Source organism: Streptomyces sp. NPDC052236, from assembly GCF_044548015.1.
Classification (GTDB): domain Bacteria; phylum Actinomycetota; class Actinomycetes; order Streptomycetales; family Streptomycetaceae; genus Streptomyces.
The window spans coordinates 257,281-278,087 of the sequence record NZ_JBIUBL010000006.1 but is presented as its reverse complement, the minus strand read 5'-3'; the positions used below and the strand labels follow the sequence as shown (position 1 = coordinate 278,087).

Annotated in this window: 15 protein-coding genes and 1 pseudogene; 11 read left to right on the top strand and 5 right to left on the bottom strand. The window is 68.6% G+C overall.

Going from position 1 to position 20,807, the window contains the following annotated elements; genetic code table 11:
* Nucleotides 1-118 precede the first annotated feature (118 nt).
* A complete protein-coding gene (locus tag ACIHCQ_RS13455) occupies nt 119-1,294 on the bottom strand; it encodes a trypsin-like serine peptidase (RefSeq protein WP_399661334.1) in 1,176 nt (391 codons plus the stop codon).
* 401 nt (nt 1,295-1,695) lie between these two features.
* On the opposite strand from ACIHCQ_RS13455, the gene ACIHCQ_RS13450 reads away from it, so the two are divergent.
* From ACIHCQ_RS13450 to ACIHCQ_RS13435, 4 genes are all read left to right on the top strand, one after another.
* Entirely contained in the window at nt 1,696-3,090 is a 1,395-nt protein-coding gene (locus ACIHCQ_RS13450; protein ID WP_399661332.1) for a diaminobutyrate--2-oxoglutarate transaminase family protein, read from the top strand.
* 29 nt (nt 3,091-3,119) lie between these two features.
* Nucleotides 3,120-5,060, top strand: a complete 1,941-nt coding sequence (locus ACIHCQ_RS13445; protein WP_399661330.1) for an IucA/IucC family protein — start codon at nt 3,120-3,122, stop codon at nt 5,058-5,060.
* A gap of 22 nt (nt 5,061-5,082) precedes the next feature.
* Nucleotides 5,083-5,850 (top strand): GNAT family N-acetyltransferase, encoded by a 768-nt coding sequence (locus ACIHCQ_RS13440; RefSeq protein ID WP_399661328.1) that lies wholly within the window; start codon nt 5,083-5,085, stop codon nt 5,848-5,850.
* A 217-nt stretch (nt 5,851-6,067) separates the two neighbouring features.
* Entirely contained in the window at nt 6,068-8,038 is a 1,971-nt protein-coding gene (locus ACIHCQ_RS13435) for an ATP-dependent DNA helicase (RefSeq protein ID WP_399661326.1), read from the top strand.
* A gap of 199 nt (nt 8,039-8,237) precedes the next feature.
* Here ACIHCQ_RS13435 and lexA read toward each other — a convergent pair whose 3' ends face one another.
* The gene (gene lexA, locus ACIHCQ_RS13430; RefSeq protein WP_399661324.1) at nt 8,238-9,023 is read right to left on the bottom strand and encodes a transcriptional repressor LexA; all 786 of its coding nucleotides are present in this window, start codon (nt 9,021-9,023) and stop codon (nt 8,238-8,240) included.
* Between the two features lie 529 nt (nt 9,024-9,552).
* Here lexA and nrdR point away from each other — a divergent pair.
* Both nrdR and ACIHCQ_RS13420 read left to right on the top strand, forming a co-directional pair.
* A complete protein-coding gene (nrdR, locus tag ACIHCQ_RS13425; protein WP_399661322.1) occupies nt 9,553-10,080 on the top strand; it encodes a transcriptional regulator NrdR in 528 nt (175 codons plus the stop codon).
* Between the two features lie 258 nt (nt 10,081-10,338).
* Nucleotides 10,339-13,239 (top strand): vitamin B12-dependent ribonucleotide reductase, encoded by a 2,901-nt coding sequence (locus ACIHCQ_RS13420; protein WP_399661320.1) that lies wholly within the window; start codon nt 10,339-10,341, stop codon nt 13,237-13,239.
* 128 nt (nt 13,240-13,367) lie between these two features.
* Here ACIHCQ_RS13420 and ACIHCQ_RS13415 read toward each other — a convergent pair.
* Together ACIHCQ_RS13415 and ACIHCQ_RS13410 are read right to left on the bottom strand one after the other, a co-directional pair.
* Nucleotides 13,368-14,059 (bottom strand): annotated as a pseudogene (locus tag ACIHCQ_RS13415) (MMPL family transporter); the annotation flags it as partial.
* Between the two features lie 110 nt (nt 14,060-14,169).
* Nucleotides 14,170-14,700, bottom strand: a complete 531-nt coding sequence (locus ACIHCQ_RS13410; protein ID WP_399661463.1) for a TerD family protein — start codon at nt 14,698-14,700, stop codon at nt 14,170-14,172.
* Nucleotides 14,701-14,913: 213 nt separating this feature from the next.
* Between ACIHCQ_RS13410 and ACIHCQ_RS13405 the strand changes: the two genes are divergently transcribed.
* From ACIHCQ_RS13405 to ACIHCQ_RS13395, 3 genes are all read left to right on the top strand, one after another.
* The gene (locus tag ACIHCQ_RS13405; protein WP_399661318.1) at nt 14,914-15,519 is read left to right on the top strand and encodes a YdbC family protein; all 606 of its coding nucleotides are present in this window, start codon (nt 14,914-14,916) and stop codon (nt 15,517-15,519) included.
* A gap of 184 nt (nt 15,520-15,703) precedes the next feature.
* The gene (locus ACIHCQ_RS13400; RefSeq protein ID WP_399661316.1) at nt 15,704-16,363 is read left to right on the top strand and encodes a histidine phosphatase family protein; all 660 of its coding nucleotides are present in this window, start codon (nt 15,704-15,706) and stop codon (nt 16,361-16,363) included.
* A gap of 12 nt (nt 16,364-16,375) precedes the next feature.
* The gene (locus ACIHCQ_RS13395) at nt 16,376-17,296 is read left to right on the top strand and encodes an ADP-ribosylglycohydrolase family protein (protein ID WP_399661314.1); all 921 of its coding nucleotides are present in this window, start codon (nt 16,376-16,378) and stop codon (nt 17,294-17,296) included.
* 207 nt (nt 17,297-17,503) lie between these two features.
* On the opposite strand, the gene ACIHCQ_RS13390 is transcribed toward ACIHCQ_RS13395, so the two are convergent.
* Nucleotides 17,504-19,057, bottom strand: a complete 1,554-nt coding sequence (locus tag ACIHCQ_RS13390; protein WP_399661312.1) for an MFS transporter — start codon at nt 19,055-19,057, stop codon at nt 17,504-17,506.
* 121 nt (nt 19,058-19,178) lie between these two features.
* On the opposite strand from ACIHCQ_RS13390, the gene ACIHCQ_RS13385 reads away from it, so the two are divergent.
* Both ACIHCQ_RS13385 and ACIHCQ_RS13380 read left to right on the top strand, forming a co-directional pair.
* Complete coding sequence (locus tag ACIHCQ_RS13385) at nt 19,179-19,805, top strand: TetR/AcrR family transcriptional regulator (protein ID WP_399661311.1); 627 nt, start codon at nt 19,179-19,181, stop codon at nt 19,803-19,805.
* Between the two features lie 209 nt (nt 19,806-20,014).
* The gene (locus ACIHCQ_RS13380; protein WP_399661309.1) at nt 20,015-20,758 is read left to right on the top strand and encodes a ribonuclease HII; all 744 of its coding nucleotides are present in this window, start codon (nt 20,015-20,017) and stop codon (nt 20,756-20,758) included.
* The last annotated feature ends 49 nt before the right edge of the window (nt 20,759-20,807 follow it).

Sequence of the window (20,807 nt, the reverse complement as noted above, 5' to 3'; positions counted from 1 at the left end):
AAACAATTCCCCCTGAAGTGCCTTGGACAGCAGGGGCCCTCGCCTGCTCGGCGAAGGCCCCTGCACTTACTTACTTGCCTGTCTGTCTGGTTTGCCTGGCCCGTCTGGTTACCGGCGCTTACTGGCCCGCGAACTTCTTGCTGACCGCGTCGTAGATGCCCTTGGCCTCGTCACCCAGGCGCGGACCGGCCAGCCAGCCGGCCGTCACGGGACCGATGGAGGTGTTGGACACCAGGGCGGGCTTGCCGTCCTGCCCCTTGGCCACCCAGCCTCCGCCGGAGGAACCGCCGGTCATGGTGCAGCCGATGCGGTACATCGTCGGGTCGTTGGCGCTGAGCGAGAGCCGACCCGGCTTGTCGGCGCACTGGAAGAGCTTCTGGCCGTCGTACGGGGGCGCGGCCGGGTAACCCGTAGCCGCCATGGTGTCGATCTCCGGTACGGCCGGGGCGTCGAAGTCGACCGGCAACGCCGAACCGACCGTCTCCTCAAGCGACTTGCCCGTGCTGCCCTTCTCGGGGGTGACATGGATGACGGCGAAGTCGAAGGGAGCGCCCTGGCCGCCGGTCTCGGCCCCCTGGGAGATCCACTGGTCGGAGGTCTGGGCCCAGTCGCCCCACCACACTCCGTACGGAGCGATCTGCTCCTTGGGGGCCTTCTCCAGCTCGGCGGTGGACTTGGCGCTGTCGTTGTACGACGGCACGAAGGCGATATTGCGGTACCAGCCACCGCTCTTGCCGGCGTGCACGCAGTGACCGGCGGTCCACACCATGTTCGACTTACCGGGGTTGGTCGGGTCCTTGACGACGGTCGCGGAGCAGACCATCGACCCCTGCGGGCCGTCGAAGAAGACCTTGCCGGCCTCCGCGGCACTGGAGTGGTACGGGGCCTTCACGGCCTGCGCCTTGACCGGCTCGGGCGTCGGGTCGGTGACACCCTCGTCGCCCGAGATGTCGTTGTCGACGGGCTTCTCCGGCGGCTTCTCGGCTTCGCGCATCCGGTCCGGGTCCCAGAGGTCCTCGATGATCGGGTTGACGAAGTCCTTGGCCTCACGCAGCCACTTGTCCTTCTCCCAGTTCTTCCACTCGCCGTTCTTCCACTTGTCCAGGTCGATCCCGTGCTCCTTGAGCTGGTCCTTGAGATCGTCCGGGATGGTGATTTTGCCGTCGGCGCTCTCGCCGGCGGACGCGCTCGGCAGGCCGCCCGCGTTGTCCTCGCTCGGACCGCAGGCGGTGGCAGCCAGCGCGAGGACGGCGGCGATGGAAGCCGCTGCCAGCGTCGGGCGAATGGGTCGCATGTCGTGATCCCCCTGGGACTTCGGAAACTCTGAACTCTGAACCGAACTACTTGAAGCGAACTGCTGAACCGAACTACTCAACTGCTTCTGGGCACCTGAGCTGCCGGAGCCGCGCAATCATCGCTCATCCCGGCAGCGGTGGACCGGGCCGGGGTACGGCGGGCCCTCACTGTGCCGGTGCCGTTGGGGACGGCGCGCGGCAGGCCCACGGTTCCGCCACCGTAAGGATCTTCCGATATGCCCGTGATCCTCGGCCTCTGGCGTCGTTTGTACGTACGGGGGTTACGTACGGGGACGAGGTCAGCGGTCAGCGGTCAGCGCGGCGTTGGTGCGTACGACCGGCCGCCGCGACCGCCGCATCGATGTGCAACGCAACAGTTACAGCTGGAGGACGAACAGCCGTGGCCGTGACCGAACCCGCTCCGGCGGCCGAACCCGCTCCGGTGGTGCTGCCCCCCGCGCACGAGGGGATTCTGCGCCGTCAGTCACTCCGTGAATCAGCCGCCCGCACGTATGCGCGCTCGCTGCCCATCGTCCCCGTACGGGCCAGAGGGCTGACGATCGAGGGAGCGGACGGGCGGCGCTATCTCGACTGCCTTTCCGGGGCGGGCACCCTGGCGCTCGGGCACAACCACCCCGTGGTTCTGGAGGCGATCAGAAAGGTGATCGACTCGGAGGCGCCGCTGCAGGTCCTCGACCTCGCCACCCCGGTCAAGGACGCGTTCACCACCGAGCTGTTCGCCACGCTGCCACGGCAGTTCGCCGACAATGCCCGAGTCCAGTTCTGCGGGCCCGCGGGCACCGACGCGGTGGAAGCGGCCCTCAAACTCGTCCGCACGGCCACAGGTCGCAGCGGTCTCCTCGCCTTCACCGGCGCGTACCACGGGATGACGGCCGGCGCGCTGGCCGCCTCCGGCGGCGCCACCGACGTACGCGTGACCCGGCTGCCCTTCCCGCGGAACTACCGCTGCCCCTTCGGTATCGGCGGCGAACGTGGCGCCGAACTCGCCGCCCGCTGGACCGAGAGCCTGCTCGACGACCCCAAGGGCGGAGTGCCCACGCCTGCCGGGATGATCCTGGAACCGGTGCAGGGGGAGGGCGGAGTGATCCCCGCGCCCGACGCCTGGATGCGCCGCATGCGGGAGATCACCTCGGCCCGCTCCATCCCCCTCATCGCCGACGAGGTGCAGACAGGAGTCGGGCGAACCGGCGCCTTCTGGGGTGTCGAACACAGCGGGGTCGTGCCCGATGTGATGGTGCTCTCCAAAGCGATCGGCGGCTCCCTTCCCCTTGCTGTGATCGTCTACCGGTCCGAACTCGACGCCTGGCAGCCCGGCGCCCACGCCGGCACCTTCCGCGGCAACCAACTCGCCATGGCGGCGGGCGCTGCCACCCTCGCCTTCGTACGCGAGAACCGGCTCGCCGACCGCGCCGCGACGCTCGGCGCGCGCATGCTGGGCAGGCTCCAGGGGCTGGCCACGGCCCATCCCCGGATCGGAGACGTGCGCGGCAGGGGGCTCATGATCGGCGTCGAACTCGTCGACCCGGACGCCGCAGCCCCCGCCGCCTTGTTCCCGCCGCCCGCACCCGCCCTCGCCGCCGCCCTCCAGCGGGAGTGCCTCAGCCGCGGCCTCATCGTCGAACTCGGCGGACGCCACTCCGGTGTCGTACGACTGCTCCCTCCTCTCACTCTCACCGACGAACAGGCCGGGGCCGTCCTCGACCGCTTTGCCGACGCCCTGGCCGCCGTCGAACGCTCCACGCCGCCGCGCCCCAGCAGCGGGCAGCCGTACTGACCCCGGACACACCACAAGGAAGCCCCCTCGTGAATCCCACCCACGCACCCGGTGCGCCCGAGACCGACGGCCGTCCCACCGACCACCGAGAATCAGGAGGAAGGCGGTCCGGCCCCCTCACGGTCCAGACAACGACCGTGCCCGGCCAGCAGTCAGGCGGCCCCGGCGGACCCACCCTCCGCGAAAACGCCCCCAGCTCCACTCCGGGCCCGCCCGCCACAGCCCGATCCCGATCCCGATCCCGAGCGGCGGAGTTCCTAGACCATCCCGACCCGCACCGCGCTGCGGACGCTGCGACCGTCGAGAATCTCCTCCGCTGCTGGGTACGGGAGAACGACCTCGCCAAACCGGACGGACCCACCCTGCGCATCCCGCTGCACGCCAGCGGCACCGCACTGCTCGTCCCCGTCGGGTACTGGTCGGCCACCGGCTGGCACCGCTTCGGCCGGCCCACCCTGCAGGGAGCACCACGCGACGCGGCCGGCGCAGACGCCGTCACCGTCGCCGCGCTGCTCGGCCGGGAAGCGGGCCAGACGGAAGGAGCCGGCCTGGTCGGCCGCGTCGCCGACTCGGTACGGCGCACCGCCGACTTCATCACCGCCCGCCGCGACCACCCCGGCCCCGCGCCCGGCGCGGATCTCTTCCTCACCGCCGAACAGTCACTGCTGCTCGGCCACCCGTTGCACCCGACGCCCAAGAGCCGCGAGGAACTCTCCGACGCCGAAGCGCGTCGCTACTCACCAGAGCTCCACGGCTCCTTCCCGCTGCACTGGATGGCCGTCGACCGATCCGTCCTGGTCACCGAATCGGCCTGGACCACCGAACAGGGCCGCGCCGTGCCGGCCGAACAGCTCACCGCCCGCCTCTGCGGGGACCTCCAGCTCCCCGACCACACCGTCGCCTTGCCGCTCCATCCCTGGCAGGCCCGTGAACTGCAGCTCCGCCCCGCCGCTGCCGACCTCCTCCACGCCGGTCTGTTGCATGACCTGGGTCCCTACGGCGGCCCCTGGCACCCCACCTCCTCGATCCGCACTGTGCACCGTCCGGGTGCTCCGGTCATGCTCAAACTCTCTCTCGGCGTACGCATCACCAACTCCCGTCGTGAAAACCTCCGCAAGGAACTCCACCGCGGCGTCGAGGTCCACCGGCTGCTGCGCACCGGTCTCGCCAAGGAGTGGCATGCGGTCCACCCCGGGTTCGACATCGTCCGCGACCCCGCATGGATCGCCGTCGACACCGCCGACGGCGAACCCGTCCCCGGACTGGACGTCATGCTGCGCCACAATCCGTTCGCCCCCGGGGACGACGCCGTCTGCGTCGCGGGACTCACCGCGCCCCGCCCCTGGCCCGGCCGGACCGGGCTGCACTCGCGCCTCGCCGACATCGTGGAACGGCTGGCCGCGCGCACCGGCCGCCCCACCGGAACGGTCGCCGCCGAGTGGTTCCTGCGCTACCTCGCCCACGTCGTACGCCCGGTGCTCTGGCTGGACGCCACCGCCGGTATCGCGCTCGAGGCCCACCAGCAGAACACTCTGGTGATCCTCGACCCCGACGGCTGGCCCATCGGCGGCCGGTACCGCGACAACCAGGGCTACTACTTCCGCGAATCCCACCGAGCCGCACTCGAGCACCGCCTCCCCGGCATCGGCACCGTCAGTGACACCTTTGTCAGCGATGAGGTCACCGACGAGCGTTTCGCCTACTACCTCGGCATCAACAACGTCCTCGGGCTGATCGGAGCCTTCGGAGCGCAGCGCCTCGCTGACGAACGCCTGCTCATCGCCGCATTCCGGCAGTTCCTCACCGCGAACGAAGGCCTCGGCTCACCGCTGCCCACTCAGCTTCTCGACGCGCCCACTCTGCGGTCCAAGGCCAACCTGCTCACCTGTCTCCGCGGGCTCGACGAACTCGTCGGCCCCGTCGACACCCAGTCCGTCTACGTCACCATCACCAACCCCCTTCGTCCCTGAACAGCGAGAGGAGAGCGTCACTGTGCTTCCCACCGATGCGAGCACCGACGCCGGAGCCGGTCCCACACCCGAGCTCGGTGCGTGTGCCGAGGACACAGTGGACCCGCGGTCGGGATGCGCGGAGGACACACTGGACCTTCGGTTCACCGATGAGCTCCTCGCGCTCTTCCAGGAGGACGAGCCGGCACCCGGCCCGCGGCAGGCGGACGGCGCGCCCGGTGAGCTTCTGGACACCCCCGGAGACTGGGGGCCGGCCACCACCCATGTCGGGGTCGTGCGACTCGTCCCCGTACGCGTCGAACGCGATGTCCCGCTGATCAGCCGCTGGATGAACGACCCCGCCGTGGCCGCGTTCTGGCACCTGGAGGGACCGGAGCCCGTCACCGCTGCCCATCTTCGAGCCCAGCTCGACGGGGACGGACGCAGCGTCCCCTGTCTGGGTGTGGTCAGCGGCATTCCCATGAGCTACTTCGAGATCTACCGGGCCGACCTCGATCCCCTGGCGCGGCACTACCCGGCCCGTCCTCATGACACCGGTATCCATCTCCTCATCGGCAGCGTCGCCGACCGTGCCCGTGGTATCGGCTCCGCGCTCCTCAGGGCCGTCGCCGACCTCGTTCTCGACAATCGCCCCCGGTGCGCGCGTGTCATCGCGGAACCCAATCTGCGCAACAGTCCCTCCATCTCCGCTTTCCTCTCCGCCGGTTTTCGCTTCTCGGCCGAAGTCGACCTCCCCGACAAACGAGCCGCACTGATGGTCCGCGACCGCGCCCTCCGCGACCTGCTGTGAACGACCCGCTGCCTTACATACACCGCTCGACCCGCATCGGTTCCACTCCAGGAGTCCCCGTGCCGAAATTCCCCGCCGCCCACGACTCCGCACACCTGACCGTGGTTCCGTTCAGCCCGTTCACCCCTGTCAGGCCGAACCGGCGGGGCCGGGATCTGCTCGCGACGAACCGGCGCGTGATGGCGTTGTCAGTGGCGCACCGTAGGGTGGTCGGGCTATGACGAAGCCATCCCTCCCCGAGCTCCTGCACGCCGCCGTCACCGCCGTCGGCGGCGTGGAGCGCCAAGGCCAGGTCACCATGGCCGAGGCCGTTGCCGAAGCCGTCGACGACAATTCCCATCTCCTCGTCCAGGCCGGCACCGGCACCGGAAAGTCCCTCGGCTATCTGGTGCCGGCCCTGGCACACGGCGAGCGAGTCGTCGTGGCCACCGCCACCCTGGCTCTCCAGCGCCAGCTCGTGGAGCGTGACCTTCCGCGTACGGTCGAGGCGATGCACCCGCTGCTGCAGCGGCGCCCCGAATTCGCGATGCTCAAAGGGCGTTCCAACTACCTCTGTCTGCACCGTCTCCACGAAGGCGTTCCGCAGGAAGAGGAGGACGGGCTCTTCGACCAGTTCGAGGCCGCAGCGCCCACCAGCAAGCTGGGCCAGGACCTGCTGCGGATGCGTGACTGGGCGGACGAGACCGAGACCGGGGACCGTGACAACCTCACCCCCGGAGTCTCCGACCGGGCATGGGCGCAGGTTTCGGTCTCCTCGCGGGAGTGTCTCGGCGCGACGAAATGCGCGTACGGCGCCGAGTGCTTCGCCGAGGCGGCCCGTGAGCGGGCCAAGCTCGCCGATGTCATCGTCACCAACCACGCGCTGCTCGCGATCGACGCGATCGAGGGCGCTCCGGTGCTCCCTCAGCATGAGGTGCTGATTGTGGACGAGGCCCATGAGCTGGTCTCCCGAGTCACCGGCGTGGCCACCGGCGAGCTCACTCCCGGCCAGGTGAACCGTGCCGTGCGCCGCGCGGCCAAGCTGGTCAACGAAAAGGCCGCGGACGCTCTGCAGACCGCCGCCGAGACCTTCGAGCGGCTGATGGAGCTCGCGCTGCCCGGTCGACTTGAGGAAATCCCCGAAGATCTCGGGTATGCGCTGATGGCCCTGCGTGACGCGGCCCGCACGGTGATCCTTGCTCTCGGTTCCACCCGCGACAAGTCCGTCCAGGACGAGGACGCCGTACGCAAGCAGGCCCGCGCCTCCGTCGAGACCATTCACGACGTCGCCGAGCGCATCACCCAGGGCTCCGAGTACGACGTCGTCTGGTACGAGCGCCACGATCGCTTCGGCTCATCCCTGCGGGTTGCTCCGCTCTCCGTCTCCGGGCTGCTGCGCGAGAAGCTCTTCGCCGAACGGTCGGTGGTGCTGACCTCCGCCACCCTCAAGCTCGGCGGTGATTTCAACGGCGTCGGCGCCTCGCTGGGCCTCGCTCCCGAAGGCACCGAGGGCGAGGACGTCCCGCAGTGGAAGGGACTCGACGTCGGCTCCCCCTTCGACTATCCGAAGCAGGGCATTCTCTACGTCGCACGCCATCTGGCGACGCCCGGCCGCGAAGGTTCCCGCGGCGACATGATGGACGAGCTCGCTGATCTGGTGGAGGCGGCCGGCGGTCGTACGCTCGGTTTGTTCTCCTCCATGCGAGGAGCCCGGGCGGCGGCCGAGGAGCTGCGCAGCAGGCTCGACAAGCCGATCCTGCTACAGGGCGAGGACACCCTTGGCGAACTGATCAAGGCGTTCGCCGACGACGCGGAGACTTGTCTGTTCGGCACGCTCTCCCTCTGGCAGGGGGTCGATGTGCCCGGGGCCAGCTGTCAGCTGGTGGTGATGGACCGGATCCCGTTCCCGCGCCCCGACGATCCGCTGATGAGCGCCCGGCAGAAGGCCGTGGAGCAGGCCGGGGGCAATGGGTTCATGGCCGTCGCCGCGACGCATGCCGCACTGCTGATGGCTCAGGGCGCGGGGCGTCTCGTGCGGACGACGGGCGACCGTGGTGTCGTTGCCGTACTCGATCCGCGGCTGGCCAACGCCCGCTACGGCAGCTATCTGCGCGCCTCACTGCCCGACTTCTGGTACACCACGGACCGTAACCTGGTCCGTCGCTCCCTTGCCGCGATCGATGCCTCAGCCAAGGCCAAGGAGTCGTAGTTCGGGAGCCGCAGCTAGTGCGAGTTGGTAGTAACCGCAACCATCGATTGAGTAACCCCAACGGCGCCCAGTCACATCCGCGAAAGCGGCTGGGGGCACCTCCCAGCCCGCCAGGGCTAGGGGGGAGGTTTAGCCGCAAAAGACGAGCCCCGGGACCGGCGCAGTGGGTCCCGGGGCCCGGTCACAGCGGGCGGGTCGCTCACACCCGCCGCAGCACCGCCACCACCTTGCCGAGGATCGTCGCCTCGTCACCGGGGATGGGCTGATACGCGGCATTGTGCGGCAGCAGCCACACATGGCCGTTCTCCCGCTTGAACCGTTTGACCGTGGCCTCGCCGTCCAGCATCGCGGCCACAATGTCCCCGTTCTCCGCGACGGGCTGACGGCGTACCGTCACCCAGTCGCCGTCGCAGATCGCGGCTTCGATCATCGAGTCGCCGACGACCTTCAGCACGAACAGCTCGCCGTCCCCGACAAGCTGGCGGGGGAGCGGGAAGACGTCCTCGACGGATTCCTCGGCGAGGATCGGGCCACCGGCCGCGATCCGGCCGACGAGCGGGACATACGACGCGGCGGGCTTGCCGGTCGTGTCCGTCTGCTGGCTGCTGGGCTGGTCGGAGCCCCGCACCTCGTACGCCCTGGGCCGGTGCGGGTCCCGGCGCAGGAACCCCTTCCGCTCCAGCGCCATCAGCTGATGGGCGACGGAGGACGTACTGGACAGCCCTACTGCCTGACCGATCTCACGCATCGACGGTGGGTATCCCCGCCGCTGCACGGAGTCCCGGATCACCTCGATGACCCGCCGCTGCCGATCCGTGAGTCCGGAGCTGTCCGCCCGGATCCCTGGAGGTCGGCCGGGCAGTGAACGCGTGGGCTTGGGACCCTCGGGGGTCGTGGCTGCGTCATTCATGGCATGCACCGGCTCGAATCGGTTCTGGGAGCGGTCCTGGGCAGTGATGGTGGCACTGTCTGCGGTGGTGGTCACGTCGGCCCCTCTCGAATGGTCTCCCTAGCTGGACAACGGTAGTTCGTTTCGAAAGGTTGCGCCAAACACACGTTCGAGTGAAAAATTACAAATGACCTGGCGTGAGCGTCTGGCTGGGTGTATGTGCGAACGATCGGTTCGCGGGGCAGGGCGCGGCGGTGCGGGCCGCTCCACGCTAACCTTCCCCGCCGGGGACGGCTGCGGCAGGGTGATTCCAGTCTGGCAGCCGGCCGGCCGGAAGCCCTGGAGCCGCGCGACGGCGCTCCGTCCGCGTTCCCGGCCGCGTCCCTGTGGGCGTGCCCGTCGGTCAGCAGGGCTCCTGTCGGTACTTCCGTCGCGCGACACGCGCCGGGAGTCGATTGTGCGGCAAAACCCCAGATCTAGTGGTTGGATTGTGTCCGCAGCCCAGAGGTTGTGGTCCCCGTCCTTCAAGGCCGTGGTCATCGCCTATGCTTGGGGCTGCTTCGAACGGGGCTTCGGCCACCTGCTGAGGCTATTCAGTCGTGCTGTGAAGGAGGGTTGGGGAGCCATGCACTGTCCCTTCTGCAGGCATCCCGACAGTCGTGTGGTCGACAGCCGCACCACCGACGACGGAACCTCGATCCGTCGGCGTCGGCAGTGCCCCGACTGCTCCCGCCGGTTCACGACGGTGGAAACCGCCTCGCTGATGGTGATCAAGCGCAGCGGCGTGACCGAACCATTCAGTCGCACCAAGGTCATCTCCGGCGTGCGCAAGGCGTGCCAGGGGCGGCCGGTCACCGAGGACGCCCTCGCCAAGCTCGGCCAACGGGTCGAGGAAGCGGTGCGCGCCACCGGAAGCGCCGAGCTGACCACCCACGACGTGGGTCTGGCCATACTCGGCCCCCTGCAGGAACTCGATCTTGTCGCGTATCTGCGCTTCGCGTCCGTGTACCGGGCTTTTGACTCACTCGAAGACTTCGAGGCCGCCATCGCGGAACTCCGCGAACCACGGCCTCCCGCGGCGGGACGCGGGCCCGGCGAGACCCACGAGGTCCCCGAGCCCGCCACCGTCGCCACCCTTGCCACGGCCGACTGAGCGACATCGGCCGACCGGCTCGGGCCCGCGAAACGGCCCGTATGAGGGCCCCGGAACGGCCCGCGGGATTCCCCGCGGAACGGTCCGCGGAGCCTCCGCGCGGCAGAGCCCGCGGAAACGGCCGTCCGACCGGCTGCGGAGCGGCGAAAAGACCTGCTCACGGGCGCTGTGTATGGCGTCCGGGGCGTCAGAAACAACATGTGCCACGGGAAGATCTGGGCACTTCAGGGCGTTTTTGCCCATGTATTGGGAGGCGGCATGACAGAGACGGCGAGCGGCCCGGCACGAGGTTCCCGAGCCAAGGGTTCCAAGACGAGCAAGGGTCTGCGTATCGAGCGAATCCACACCACCCCCGGCGTGCATCCGTACGACGAGGTTGTCTGGGAGCGCCGGGACGTCGTCATGACCAATTGGCGCGACGGCTCGATCAATTTCGAGCAGCGTGGCGTCGAGTTCCCCGACTTCTGGTCGGTGAACGCGGTCAACATCGTCACCAGTAAGTACTTCCGCGGGGCCGTGAACACCCCGCAGCGCGAGACCGGTCTCAGGCAGCTCATCGACCGGATCGTGAAGACGTACCGGAAGGCCGGCGAGGACTACAACTACTTCGCCTCGCCCGCCGACGCCGAGATCTTCGAGCATGAGCTGGCGTACGCCCTCCTGCACCAGATCTTCAGCTTCAACTCTCCGGTGTGGTTCAACGTCGGCACGCCTCAGCCGCAGCAGGTCTCCGCCTGCTTCATCCTGGCCGTCGACGACTCCATGGAGTCGATCCTCGACTGGTACAAGGAAGAGGGCATGATCTTCAAGGGAGGCTCCGGCGCAGGCCTGAACCTCTCCCGGATCCGCTCCTCCAAGGAGCTGCTCTCCTCCGGTGGCAACGCCTCCGGTCCGGTCTCCTTCATGCGCGGCGCCGACGCGTCCGCAGGAACGATCAAGTCCGGTGGCGCCACGCGCCGCGCGGCCAAGATGGTCATCCTCGACGTCGACCACCCCGACATCGAGAACTTCATCGAGACCAAGGTGAAGGAAGAGGAGAAGATCCGCGCGCTGCGTGACGCGGGCTTCGACATGGACCTGGGCGGCGACGACATCACGTCCGTCCAGTACCAGAACGCCAACAACTCGGTCCGCGTGAACGACGAGTTCATGAAGGCCGTCGAGGCCGACGGCAAGTTCGGGCTGCGCGCCCGGATGACCGGTGAGGTCATCGAGGAGGTCGAAGCCAAGTCGCTCTTCCGCAAGATGGCCGAGGCGGCCTGGGCCTGTGCGGACCCGGGCATTCAGTACGACGACACGATCAACAACTGGCACACCTGCCCGGAGTCGGGCCGGATCAACGGCTCAAACCCGTGCAGTGAGTACATGCACTTGGACAACACCTCGTGCAACCTCGCCTCGCTGAACCTGATGAAGTTCCTCAAGGACGACAGCGAGGGCCACCAGTCCTTCGAGATCGAGCGCTTCGCCAAGGTCGTCGAGCTGGTCATCACCGCGATGGACATCTCCATCTGCTTCGCGGACTTCCCCACGCAGAAGATCGCCGAGAATACCCGCGCCTACCGTCAGCTGGGCATCGGCTACGCGAACCTCGGCGCCCTGCTGATGGCCACGGGCCACGCGTACGACAGCGACGGCGGTCGCGCGCTCGCCGGCGCCATCACCTCGCTGATGACGGCCACGTCGTACCGGCGCTCCGCCGAGCTCGCCGCGGTCGTCGGTCCGTACGACGGCTACGCCCGCAACGCCGAGCCGCACATGCGCGTCATGAAGCAGCACTCCGACGCCAACGGCAAGGCCGTCCGCATGGACGACCTGGACTCCCCGGTCTGGGCCGCCGCCACGGAGGCGTGGCAGGACGTGATCCGCGTCGGCGAGAAGAACGGCTTCCGCAACGCGCAGGCCTCTGTCATCGCGCCCACCGGCACCATCGGTCTGGCGATGTCCTGCGACACCACCGGCCTTGAGCCCGACCTCGCCCTGGTCAAGTTCAAGAAGCTGGTCGGCGGCGGCTCGATGCAGATCGTCAACGGCACCGTTCCGCAGGCCCTGCGCCGCCTGGGCTACCAGGAGGAGCAGATCGAGGCGATCGTCGCCCACATCGCCGACCACGGCAATGTGATCGACGCTCCCAGCCTCAAGCAGGAGCACTACGAGGTCTTCGACTGCGCGATGGGCGAGCGCTCCATCGGCGCGATGGGCCACGTCCGCATGATGGCGGCCATCCAGCCGTGGATCTCCGGCGCACTCTCCAAGACCGTCAACCTTCCCGAGACGGCCACCGTCGAGGATGTCGAAGAGGTCTACTTCCAGGCGTGGAAGATGGGCATCAAGGCGCTCGCGATCTACCGCGACAACTGCAAGGTCGGCCAGCCCCTCTCCGCCAAGACCAAGGACAAGGGGAAGGCCGAGACCGGCGCGGTCGCCGCGAAGGCCGAGGAGACGATCCGGACCGCGGTCGAGAAGGTTGTCGAGTACCGACCGGTCCGCAAGCGCCTCCCGAAGGGCCGTCCCGGCCTCACCACCTCCTTCACGGTGGGCGGCGCCGAGGGCTACATGACCGCCAACTCCTACCCGGACGACGGTCTCGGCGAGGTCTTCCTGAAGATGTCGAAGCAGGGTTCCACCCTCGCGGGCATGATGGACGCCTTCTCCATCGCCGTCTCGGTGGGTCTGCAGTACGGCGTCCCCCTGGAGACGTACGTCTCGAAGTTCACCAACATGCGCTTCGAGCCGGCGGGCATGACGGACGACCCCGATGTGCGGATGGCGCAGTCGATTGTCGACTACATCTTCCGCCGCCTGGCGCTGGACTTCCTCCCCTTCGAGACCCGCTCGGCGCTGGGCATCCACTCGGCCAATGAGCGTCAGCGTCACCTGGAGACCGGCTCGTACGAGTCCTCCGACGAGGAGATGGACGTCGAGGGGCTGGCCCAGTCCGCCCCGCGCCACCAGGAGCCTCTGAAGGCCGTCTCCGCCCCGCAGGCCGAGGTTCCGGCGCAGGCGCCGAAGCAGGTGCACACCTCGGCGGAGCTCGTCGAGATGCAGCTGGGCATCAGCGCGGACGCGCCGCTGTGCTTCTCCTGCGGTACGAAGATGCAGCGGGCCGGCTCCTGCTACATCTGCGAGGGCTGCGGCTCGACCAGCGGGTGCAGCTGATACCGGGCACCACCCGGGTGTGAACCTACTGTTCAAGGGCGGTGGCGCCGACTTCTCGGCGCCACCGCCTTCGGCGTCTGCTCCCGGCCCTGGGCGCGCGGCGGCGCGCGTTCACCCCGTCAGCGCTCGCCGACGGTCGAGGACAGGCCGAAAACATTACCCAGAGCGGTGATCGAGACCATGCTGATGCCGACGCTGAGAAGGGCGGTGAGCAGCGGCAGCCCGGCGGCGGCCAGCGAACCGAAGGTGATCAGCAGCACCACCGCGGCGATGACGACGCCGATCACCTCGCTCATCCGGGCCGCGGCCTCGGTCTCCAGCGCGGCCCCGCCGACTTCGACGGTCAGGCCCGCGTCCCGAGCTTGCTCGATGGCGCCCTCCAGCGCCTTCTTACTGGCATCGCTGACGTCGTCGTCCTTCACCTCGTAGGTGACGGTGGCGTACGCCGTCGTCGCGTCCTTGTTCACCCCCGATCCGTCGAAGGGATTCACGACGTCGGCGACCTGCGGCCCGTCGGCCACCTCGGTCACCAGCGTGTTGATGGCCGAGCGGTTCTCGGTCGCGGTGACCTTCTGGCCGTCCGGTGCGACGAAGACGATCCGGGCGCTCGACCCCTTCGGCCTCGGCACCCGGGAACTGCTCGTTGATGAGGTCGTAGGCCTTGGGACTCGATCCCAGGCATTGAGGACGAGTCGTCGGGAGGATCGGAGGCGTTGACGGCCCCGAACGTGACGACGGCCAGGACCGCCACCCACAGCAGCCCGACGTAACGGCGCCGCCGGAAGGCCCAACAGCCCCGTCGATACAAAAAGGTGGCCATGGAAAGAGGTCTCCGTATCTGCTCTCGGGGACCTCACCAGCCTTTCCGGACGGACCCCGTCCCGTCGTCCTCCATGGGTACGATGACTTCCCCCTCCGGGCCTGCCGTGCTCAGTAAGTACTGTCGCCCATTACCGCGATGAAGGACTGCGGATCGGCGTCGAATCCACGGACGGCCTGGCGGAATTCCCAGGCGCCGGACTCGCTCCGGGTGAACTCCGCGACCACCGCGGCGGTGGATCCGATCACCTCGGCGAAGTCGGTCCTGCCCAGTTCGGTGTGTCCCTCGAGAATCCGGACGTCGGTGTTGGCTATGTCGCCGAAGACCTTCCGTTCGTCCCGCTGCTGGATCACCACACCCACGACCACCCGCTTGTACGTGGCCGCCAGCCGGTCGAACTCCAGAGTCATGACCTCGTCGGCGCCGAAGCCCTGGCCGGTCTTACTGTCCCTGGTGAGGATGATCGTCCCGTCGGGCGAGCGACTGTCGAAGTGGACGACGTACGACGGCGCGCCGTGAGGGGCATCCGCCCGGTAGGTCGCCGCGACGATGTCGAGGTCATGGGCGGGCTCACCCAGGGGGCTGGGATCCCACCTGAGTGTCACCTCGGCCTTTTGGACCCCTTTGTTGAGACTGCTCACCATTTTCCCCTTCTCCGGTGACTGCGGTAGCCGCGGCAACTGCGATAACTGCGATAACTGCCGGGAGCTTTATGGCCGTTGACCATGCTGTCACGCTCGGCCACCCGCAGCCCCGCGTACACCCGGAAAGACGGGCGTCGGTGCGTGGGTTTGGTACCGGCACACTCCGGCGGAGAGTGACCAGGGCCACGTATCGCGCCGTACGATGGCGCGGTGCTGGTCAAGTGGATTCGCTGCACCGTCGTGGACCGTCGAGGGTTCGAGCGGGGGCAGCGGAAGTGGGCGGGGCTGCTGGGTGAGCCGGGATTCCGGGGCCAGGGCGGTGGGTGGAGCAAGGGGCGGCCCCAGGTCGCCCATGTCTTCACCTTCTGGGAGAGCCGTGCGTTCTACGACTCGTTCATGGCGCGCGCCCACGATCGCCTGGCGTCCGGGCAATCAGGGACGTACAAGGATATTCAGGCCAAGCTGTTCGACTACCGCTTTGATGTGAAGACGGGGTTCGAACCGCGGTTCACGGACGTCGACGTGGTGCGTGTCGCCCACTGCCGGGTGCATGAGGACCGGGTCGAGCACTACGCGCTGATGCAGGAGAAGGTGTGGAACCCGGCGATGGCGGGGTCGCCCGGGATGGTGCGTGGGCTGTTCGGAGAGGCGCCGGGGAGCGAGTTCCTGGTGATGTCGATGTGGCAGTCGGCGGCCGAGCACGGGAAGTACCGCACCGAGCGGGTCGAGCGGCTGCTGCTGCGCGCGCAGACCGAGGCGGATGTCGCGGCGCTGGCCGGTGACGTCGTACAGCTCGAACCGTCCTGGACGGTCTGATCGCGTCCTTCTCCAGCGGGCGGGCCGCCGGCCGGCGTGGCCAGGCGGCAGACCGGGCCAGGCGGCAGACCGGGGTGGCGGCCCGGGTCCTGCGGCGCTCGGGCCGCTGCTCCACCCCCCGGCTGCGCCGGATGGACTTGGCCCGCCCTCTCGGCCGCGTTCGGACCGATCTAGGGTTCATTGCATGGCACGACCGCGACGTATCGTCCTCGTCCGGCACGGTGAGTCGGAGGGAAACGCCGATGACTCGGTGTACGAACGCGAGCCCGACCATGCTCTGCGGCTGACCCGGACGGGATGGGCCCAGGCGGAGGAGACGGGGGTGCGGCTGCGTGAGCTGTTCGGGAACGAGCGCGTCAGCGTCTACGTCTCGCCCTACCGCCGCACCCATCAGACCTTCCGGGCGTTCGACCTCGACCCGCGGCTGGTGCGGGTCAGGGAGGAACCGCGGCTACGCGAGCAGGACTGGGGAAACTGGCAGGACAGGGAGGACGTACGGCTGCAGAGGGCGTACCGGGACGCTTACGGCCACTTCTTCTACCGCTTCGCGCAGGGTGAGTCGGGGGCGGATGTGTACGACCGGGTCGGGGCGTTTCTGGAGAGCCTGTACCGGAGCTTCGAAGCACCCGATCACCCGCCGAACGTACTCCTGGTCACGCATGGGCTGACCATGCGGCTGTTCTGTATGCGCTGGTTCCACTGGTCGGTCGCGGACTTCGAGTCGCTGTCCAATCCGGGCAACGGTGAGACCCGGATGCTGCAGCTGGGGGACGACGGGCGCTACGCGCTCGACCGGCCGTTCGGACGCTGGCGTACCCCCGAGTCGTACGGCGTCACCGGATAGAGTGGCAGGAAGATGACCGTTGATTCCTCTGACTCGTCTCGTGACCCGCGTTTTGAACGCGCCCTGGGCAGCCTTCGAGGGCTGTCCGTGGGAGACGCACTGGGCTCCCAGTTCTTCGTACCTTCGAACTATCCACTGCTGAAGCGGCGCCGGCTGCCGGAGGGTCCCTGGCAGTGGACCGACGACACCGAGATGGCCTGCTCGGTACTGGCCGTCCTCGCGGACCACCAGCGTGTCGACCAGGACGCGCTCGCCCGCTCCTTCGCCGTGCACCACGACTTCGACCGTGGCTACGGCCCCGCCGTCAACCGGATGCTCCGGCTGGTCAGGGAGGGCGGCGACTGGCGAGAACTCGCCGCCGCTCTCTTTCAGGGGCAGGGTTCGTGGGGCAATGGCTCCGCGATGCGTATCGCGCCGCTCGGCGCCTGGTACGCCGACGACCCGGAGCAGGCCACCCACCAGGCGGAAATCTCCTCGTACACCACGCATCAGCATCGCGAGGCAGTGGTCGGCGCCATGGCTGTGGCGGCTGCCGCCGCGTTCGCCGCGGATCCGGCCGGATCTCCGGCCCCCGCCGACCTGCTCGACGGCGTCATCGCGCTCGTACCGCGCAGCGCGGTGGGCGCCGGTCTGCGCCGGGCACGGGACATGCTCGACTACAAGGATGCCGGGACCGTCGCGGCCGTCCTCGGCAGCGGCCGGCGCACCAGCGCGCATGACACCGTGCCGTTCGCGCTGTGGTCGGCGGCGCGCTCGCTCGGCGACTTCGAGCGGGCCTTCTGGACGACGGCCCAGGTGGGTGGTGATGTGGACACGACGTGTGCCATCGCCTGCGGTGTGGTGGCGGCGGGCAGGGCGGGACAGCCGCCCGCCGACTGGCTGGGGCGGACTGAACCGCTCCCGGACTGGGTGCCCGGCCACCGGGTCCGCTGAGCTTGTGTGTACGGCAGTTGTTGATCCTCGCTGATCGTCGGCGCTGAGGCGGGAGGGGTACGGGCCGACCCCGCGCACGGCCCGTACCCCTGGATCCGCCGGTCTGTGCCGCCGGAGTGCCGAGCTGGCCGGACAGCCGGATAGTGAATGGCTGGGTCACCGGGTCACCGGGTCACCGGGTCGCCGGGTCGCCGGGGCGCCGCGCGTCTATGCCGCTGGGCCGTCCGGGCCCACCGATCCGCCGAGCGCCTCCAGGTCGCTCTTGCGTACCCGGATGACGAACACCGCGGCCAGCACGGCGAGTACCACCAGGCCCACCCCGGCCCAGAACGCCGTGGCGATGCCTTCGGCGAGCACCTGGTGTCCCCACGGAGGCGGCAGCTCGTGCGTCTTCTCGAAGACTGCCTTCTGCGCGGGCGTCGATTCCGCGAGGAACGACGGCATCAGGCGTTCGGCCTCGTCGCGGCCGGCGGTGCTGAAGACAGTCAGAAGAATCGACAGCCCCAGGGAACCACCCACCATCTGTGTCGCGTTGAGCAGACTGGAGGCCGCACCTGATTCGTGCTGTGCCACGCCCGAGACCGCCGTGAGCGTCGCCGTCACGAACACCAGACCCATGCCGAAACCGAAGAGCAGCATCGGACCCAGCACCGCGCCCACGTACGAGCTGTCCGGGTCGATCGCGGTCAGCCATGCCATACCGCTGCCGGTGAACAGGGCACCCGCGATCAGGAACGGCTTGGGGCCGAGCACCGGCAGCAGCTTCGAGGAGAGTCCGGCAGCCACCACGATCGTCACCGTGACCGGCAGGAATGCGAGGCCGGAGCTGATCGGGCTGTAGCCCAGTACGTTCTGCACGAACAGGACAATGAAGAAGAACATGCCGAACATCGCAGCAGCGAGGCTCATCATGATCGCGTACGTGCCCGAGCGGTTGCGGTCGGCGAACATCCGCAGCGGAGTGATGGGCTCCCGCGCCCGCCGCTCGGTCAGTACGAACGCCGTGAGCAGGACGACCGCAGCCGCGAACGCGCCGAGGGTGAGCGCGTCGCCCCAGCCGTCCTCGGAGGCCCGGATGAAGCCGTAGACCAGGGAGGCCATGCCCGCGGTCGAGGTGAGTGCGCCCGTGAAGTCGAACCGGCCGGAATGCCGCTCGGACTCATTGATGAACACCGGCGCCAGAAGGGCGATCAAGATGCCGATCGGCAGGTTCACATAGAACACCCAGCGCCAGTTCAGCCACTCGGTGAGCATGCCTCCGGCGAGCAGGCCGATGGCCGCGCCGCTGGCCGAGACCGCTGCGAAGATACCGAAGGCGCGGTTGCGTTCGGGCCCCTCACGGAAAGTCGTGGTGATGAGAGCGAGCGCCGTGGGCGAGGCGATGGCGCCGCCGATGCCCTGGAGCGCGCGGGCCGCGAGCATCTGCCAGGGTTCCTGGGCGACTCCGCACAGGAGCGAGGCGAACGTGAAGAGGAGTACACCGAAGACGAACACCCTTCGGCGGCCGAGGATGTCGCCCGCCCGGCCTCCGAGAAGCAACAGCCCGCCGAAGGTGAGGGTGTAGGCGTTGACCACCCAGGACAATTGCGCCGTGGTGAACTCGAGCGCGCCCTGGATGTGCGGGAGCGCGATATTCACAATCGTGGTGTCGAGGACCACCATGAGCTGCAGGGCGGCGATGACGGTGAGAGCGATCCCGGGGCGTCCCTGCCTGCGGGCCGCTCCCGGCGTGCTTGGAGTTTTTATTTGAGAGGTCGTCACTAGGGAACCCCCACAAGTGAATTAGTGAACGCAGCCGTTCACTGACTCGGCAACCGTAGAGAGTACCCGCCAGTGAACGCAAGCGTTCACTGATCCCCCTGTTCCCAATGGAGAGAAGACGATGGCCAATTCGCGCTGGACTGCCGCGGCAGAGACGCCCCCGGTCCTGCTGCGCCGTCGAGGGCCTGTGCTGGAACGCGCGATTCTCGATGCCGCTCTGGAGCAGTTGAGTACGGTCGGCTGGGGCGGGCTCACGATGGAAGGAATCGCCGCCCGGGCCCAGACCGGAAAGGCTGCCGTCTACCGGCGCTGGCCGTCGAAGGAGGACCTCGTCGTGGACGCCCTGCAGGCCGGGCTGCCGACGCTCGACGAGGCAACCGATCACGGCAGCATTCGCGAAGATCTCTTTCAGCTCTGCCGACGCGTGCGCGACGCCATGTTCTCCACGTCCGGCTTCGCGCTTCGCTCTGTGCTTTACGAGTGCGACACCTCCACCGCCGAGCGCTTCCATGGGGTGATTGTGCGGCGGGTGATCGAGCCGTCCACGCAGCTCTTCCGGGAGGTGGTGTGCCGTGGCATCGCGCGCGGCGACGTCCGCTCCAACGCCACTCATGAGCTGGTTTTCGATGTGATTCCCGGGCTGATGATGTACCGGTCAAAGATGTGCGGAAGCGAATGGCCGGACGAGGACATCGCCGAGATGATCGACCAGGTCATGGTGCCGCTGCTCTGTCCGCGTACCGGCTGAACGCGGTCCGCGGCCGCGGTCGGCCATGCTCCGGAGCCGCGGCCAGCCGTGCTCTGGAGCCGCGGCCAGCCGTGCTCTGGAGCCGCGGTCAGCCGTGCTCTGGAGCCGCGGTCAGCCGTGCTCTGGAGCCGCGGTCAGCCGCCGTCCGGAGCCGCTGAGGGAAACCCGGTGTCGCGGGCGGCGTCCGGCGGCGTAACCTGACTGACGCTATGGAGTATGAACCGCCCACCCACAGAGTCGAGCGCTCGATCCGAGCCACCACCGGCGCCAAAATCGTCGCTGGTGTCGACGAGGTCGGACGCGGGGCCTGGGCCGGTCCGGTCACGGTGTGTGCGGCGATCACCGGACTGCGCAGACCCCCTTTGGGGCTCACCGACTCCAAACTGATCAGCCCCAAGCGCCGTACGGAATTGGCCCCGGAACTCGAGCGATGGGTCACGTCCTACGCCCTGGGGCACGCCTCGCCGGAGGAGATCGACGACCTCGGGATGACCGCGGCGCTCCGGCTCGCGGCCGTACGTGCGCTGGAGGGCCTGCCAGTACGTCCGGACGCGATCATCCTCGATGGCAATTACGACTACCTGGGGCTGCCCTGGCAGGTCCGTACGGTCATCAAGGGCGACCAGTCCTGCGTCGCCGTCGCCGCCGCTTCGGTGATCGCCAAGGTGCGCCGGGACGCGATGATGGCCGAGCTGCACGGGGAGTTCGCCCCTTTCGACTTCGCCTCCAACGTCGGCTATCCCGCGCCCCTGCACAAGGCGGCGCTCGTGGAGTGGGGGCCCACCCCCTACCACCGGCTCTCATGGTCCTATCTCGACGCGCTGCCCCAGTGGCGGCACCTCAAGAAGGTCCGCGTCCCCCTGACGGCGGACCCCCTCGCCACGGAGGTGCAGGCCCTCTCCGCGGAGGCGGACGCACTGGAAAGCGGGGGCCAGCTCGGCTTCGACTTCTGAACCCGCTCCAGCAGCAGGGTCGCACTTATGTGCCCACCCGCCGATGCCT

Excerpts from the sequence above, each read along its gene's own strand:
- ACIHCQ_RS13420 (WP_399661320.1), top strand. The coding sequence starts at position 10,339 with ATGACAGAGACGGCGAGCGGCCCGGCACGAGGTTCCCGAGCCAAGGGT.
- ACIHCQ_RS13380 (WP_399661309.1), top strand. The coding sequence starts at position 20,015 with ATGGAGTATGAACCGCCCACCCACAGAGTCGAGCGCTCGATCCGAGCC.
- ACIHCQ_RS13385 (WP_399661311.1), top strand. The coding sequence starts at position 19,179 with ATGGCCAATTCGCGCTGGACTGCCGCGGCAGAGACGCCCCCGGTCCTG.
- ACIHCQ_RS13455 (WP_399661334.1), bottom strand. The coding sequence starts at position 1,294 with ATGCGACCCATTCGCCCGACGCTGGCAGCGGCTTCCATCGCCGCCGTC.
- ACIHCQ_RS13395 (WP_399661314.1), top strand. The coding sequence starts at position 16,376 with ATGACCGTTGATTCCTCTGACTCGTCTCGTGACCCGCGTTTTGAACGC.
- ACIHCQ_RS13435 (WP_399661326.1), top strand. The coding sequence starts at position 6,068 with ATGACGAAGCCATCCCTCCCCGAGCTCCTGCACGCCGCCGTCACCGCC.
- ACIHCQ_RS13400 (WP_399661316.1), top strand. The coding sequence starts at position 15,704 with ATGGCACGACCGCGACGTATCGTCCTCGTCCGGCACGGTGAGTCGGAG.
- nrdR (WP_399661322.1), top strand. The coding sequence starts at position 9,553 with ATGCACTGTCCCTTCTGCAGGCATCCCGACAGTCGTGTGGTCGACAGC.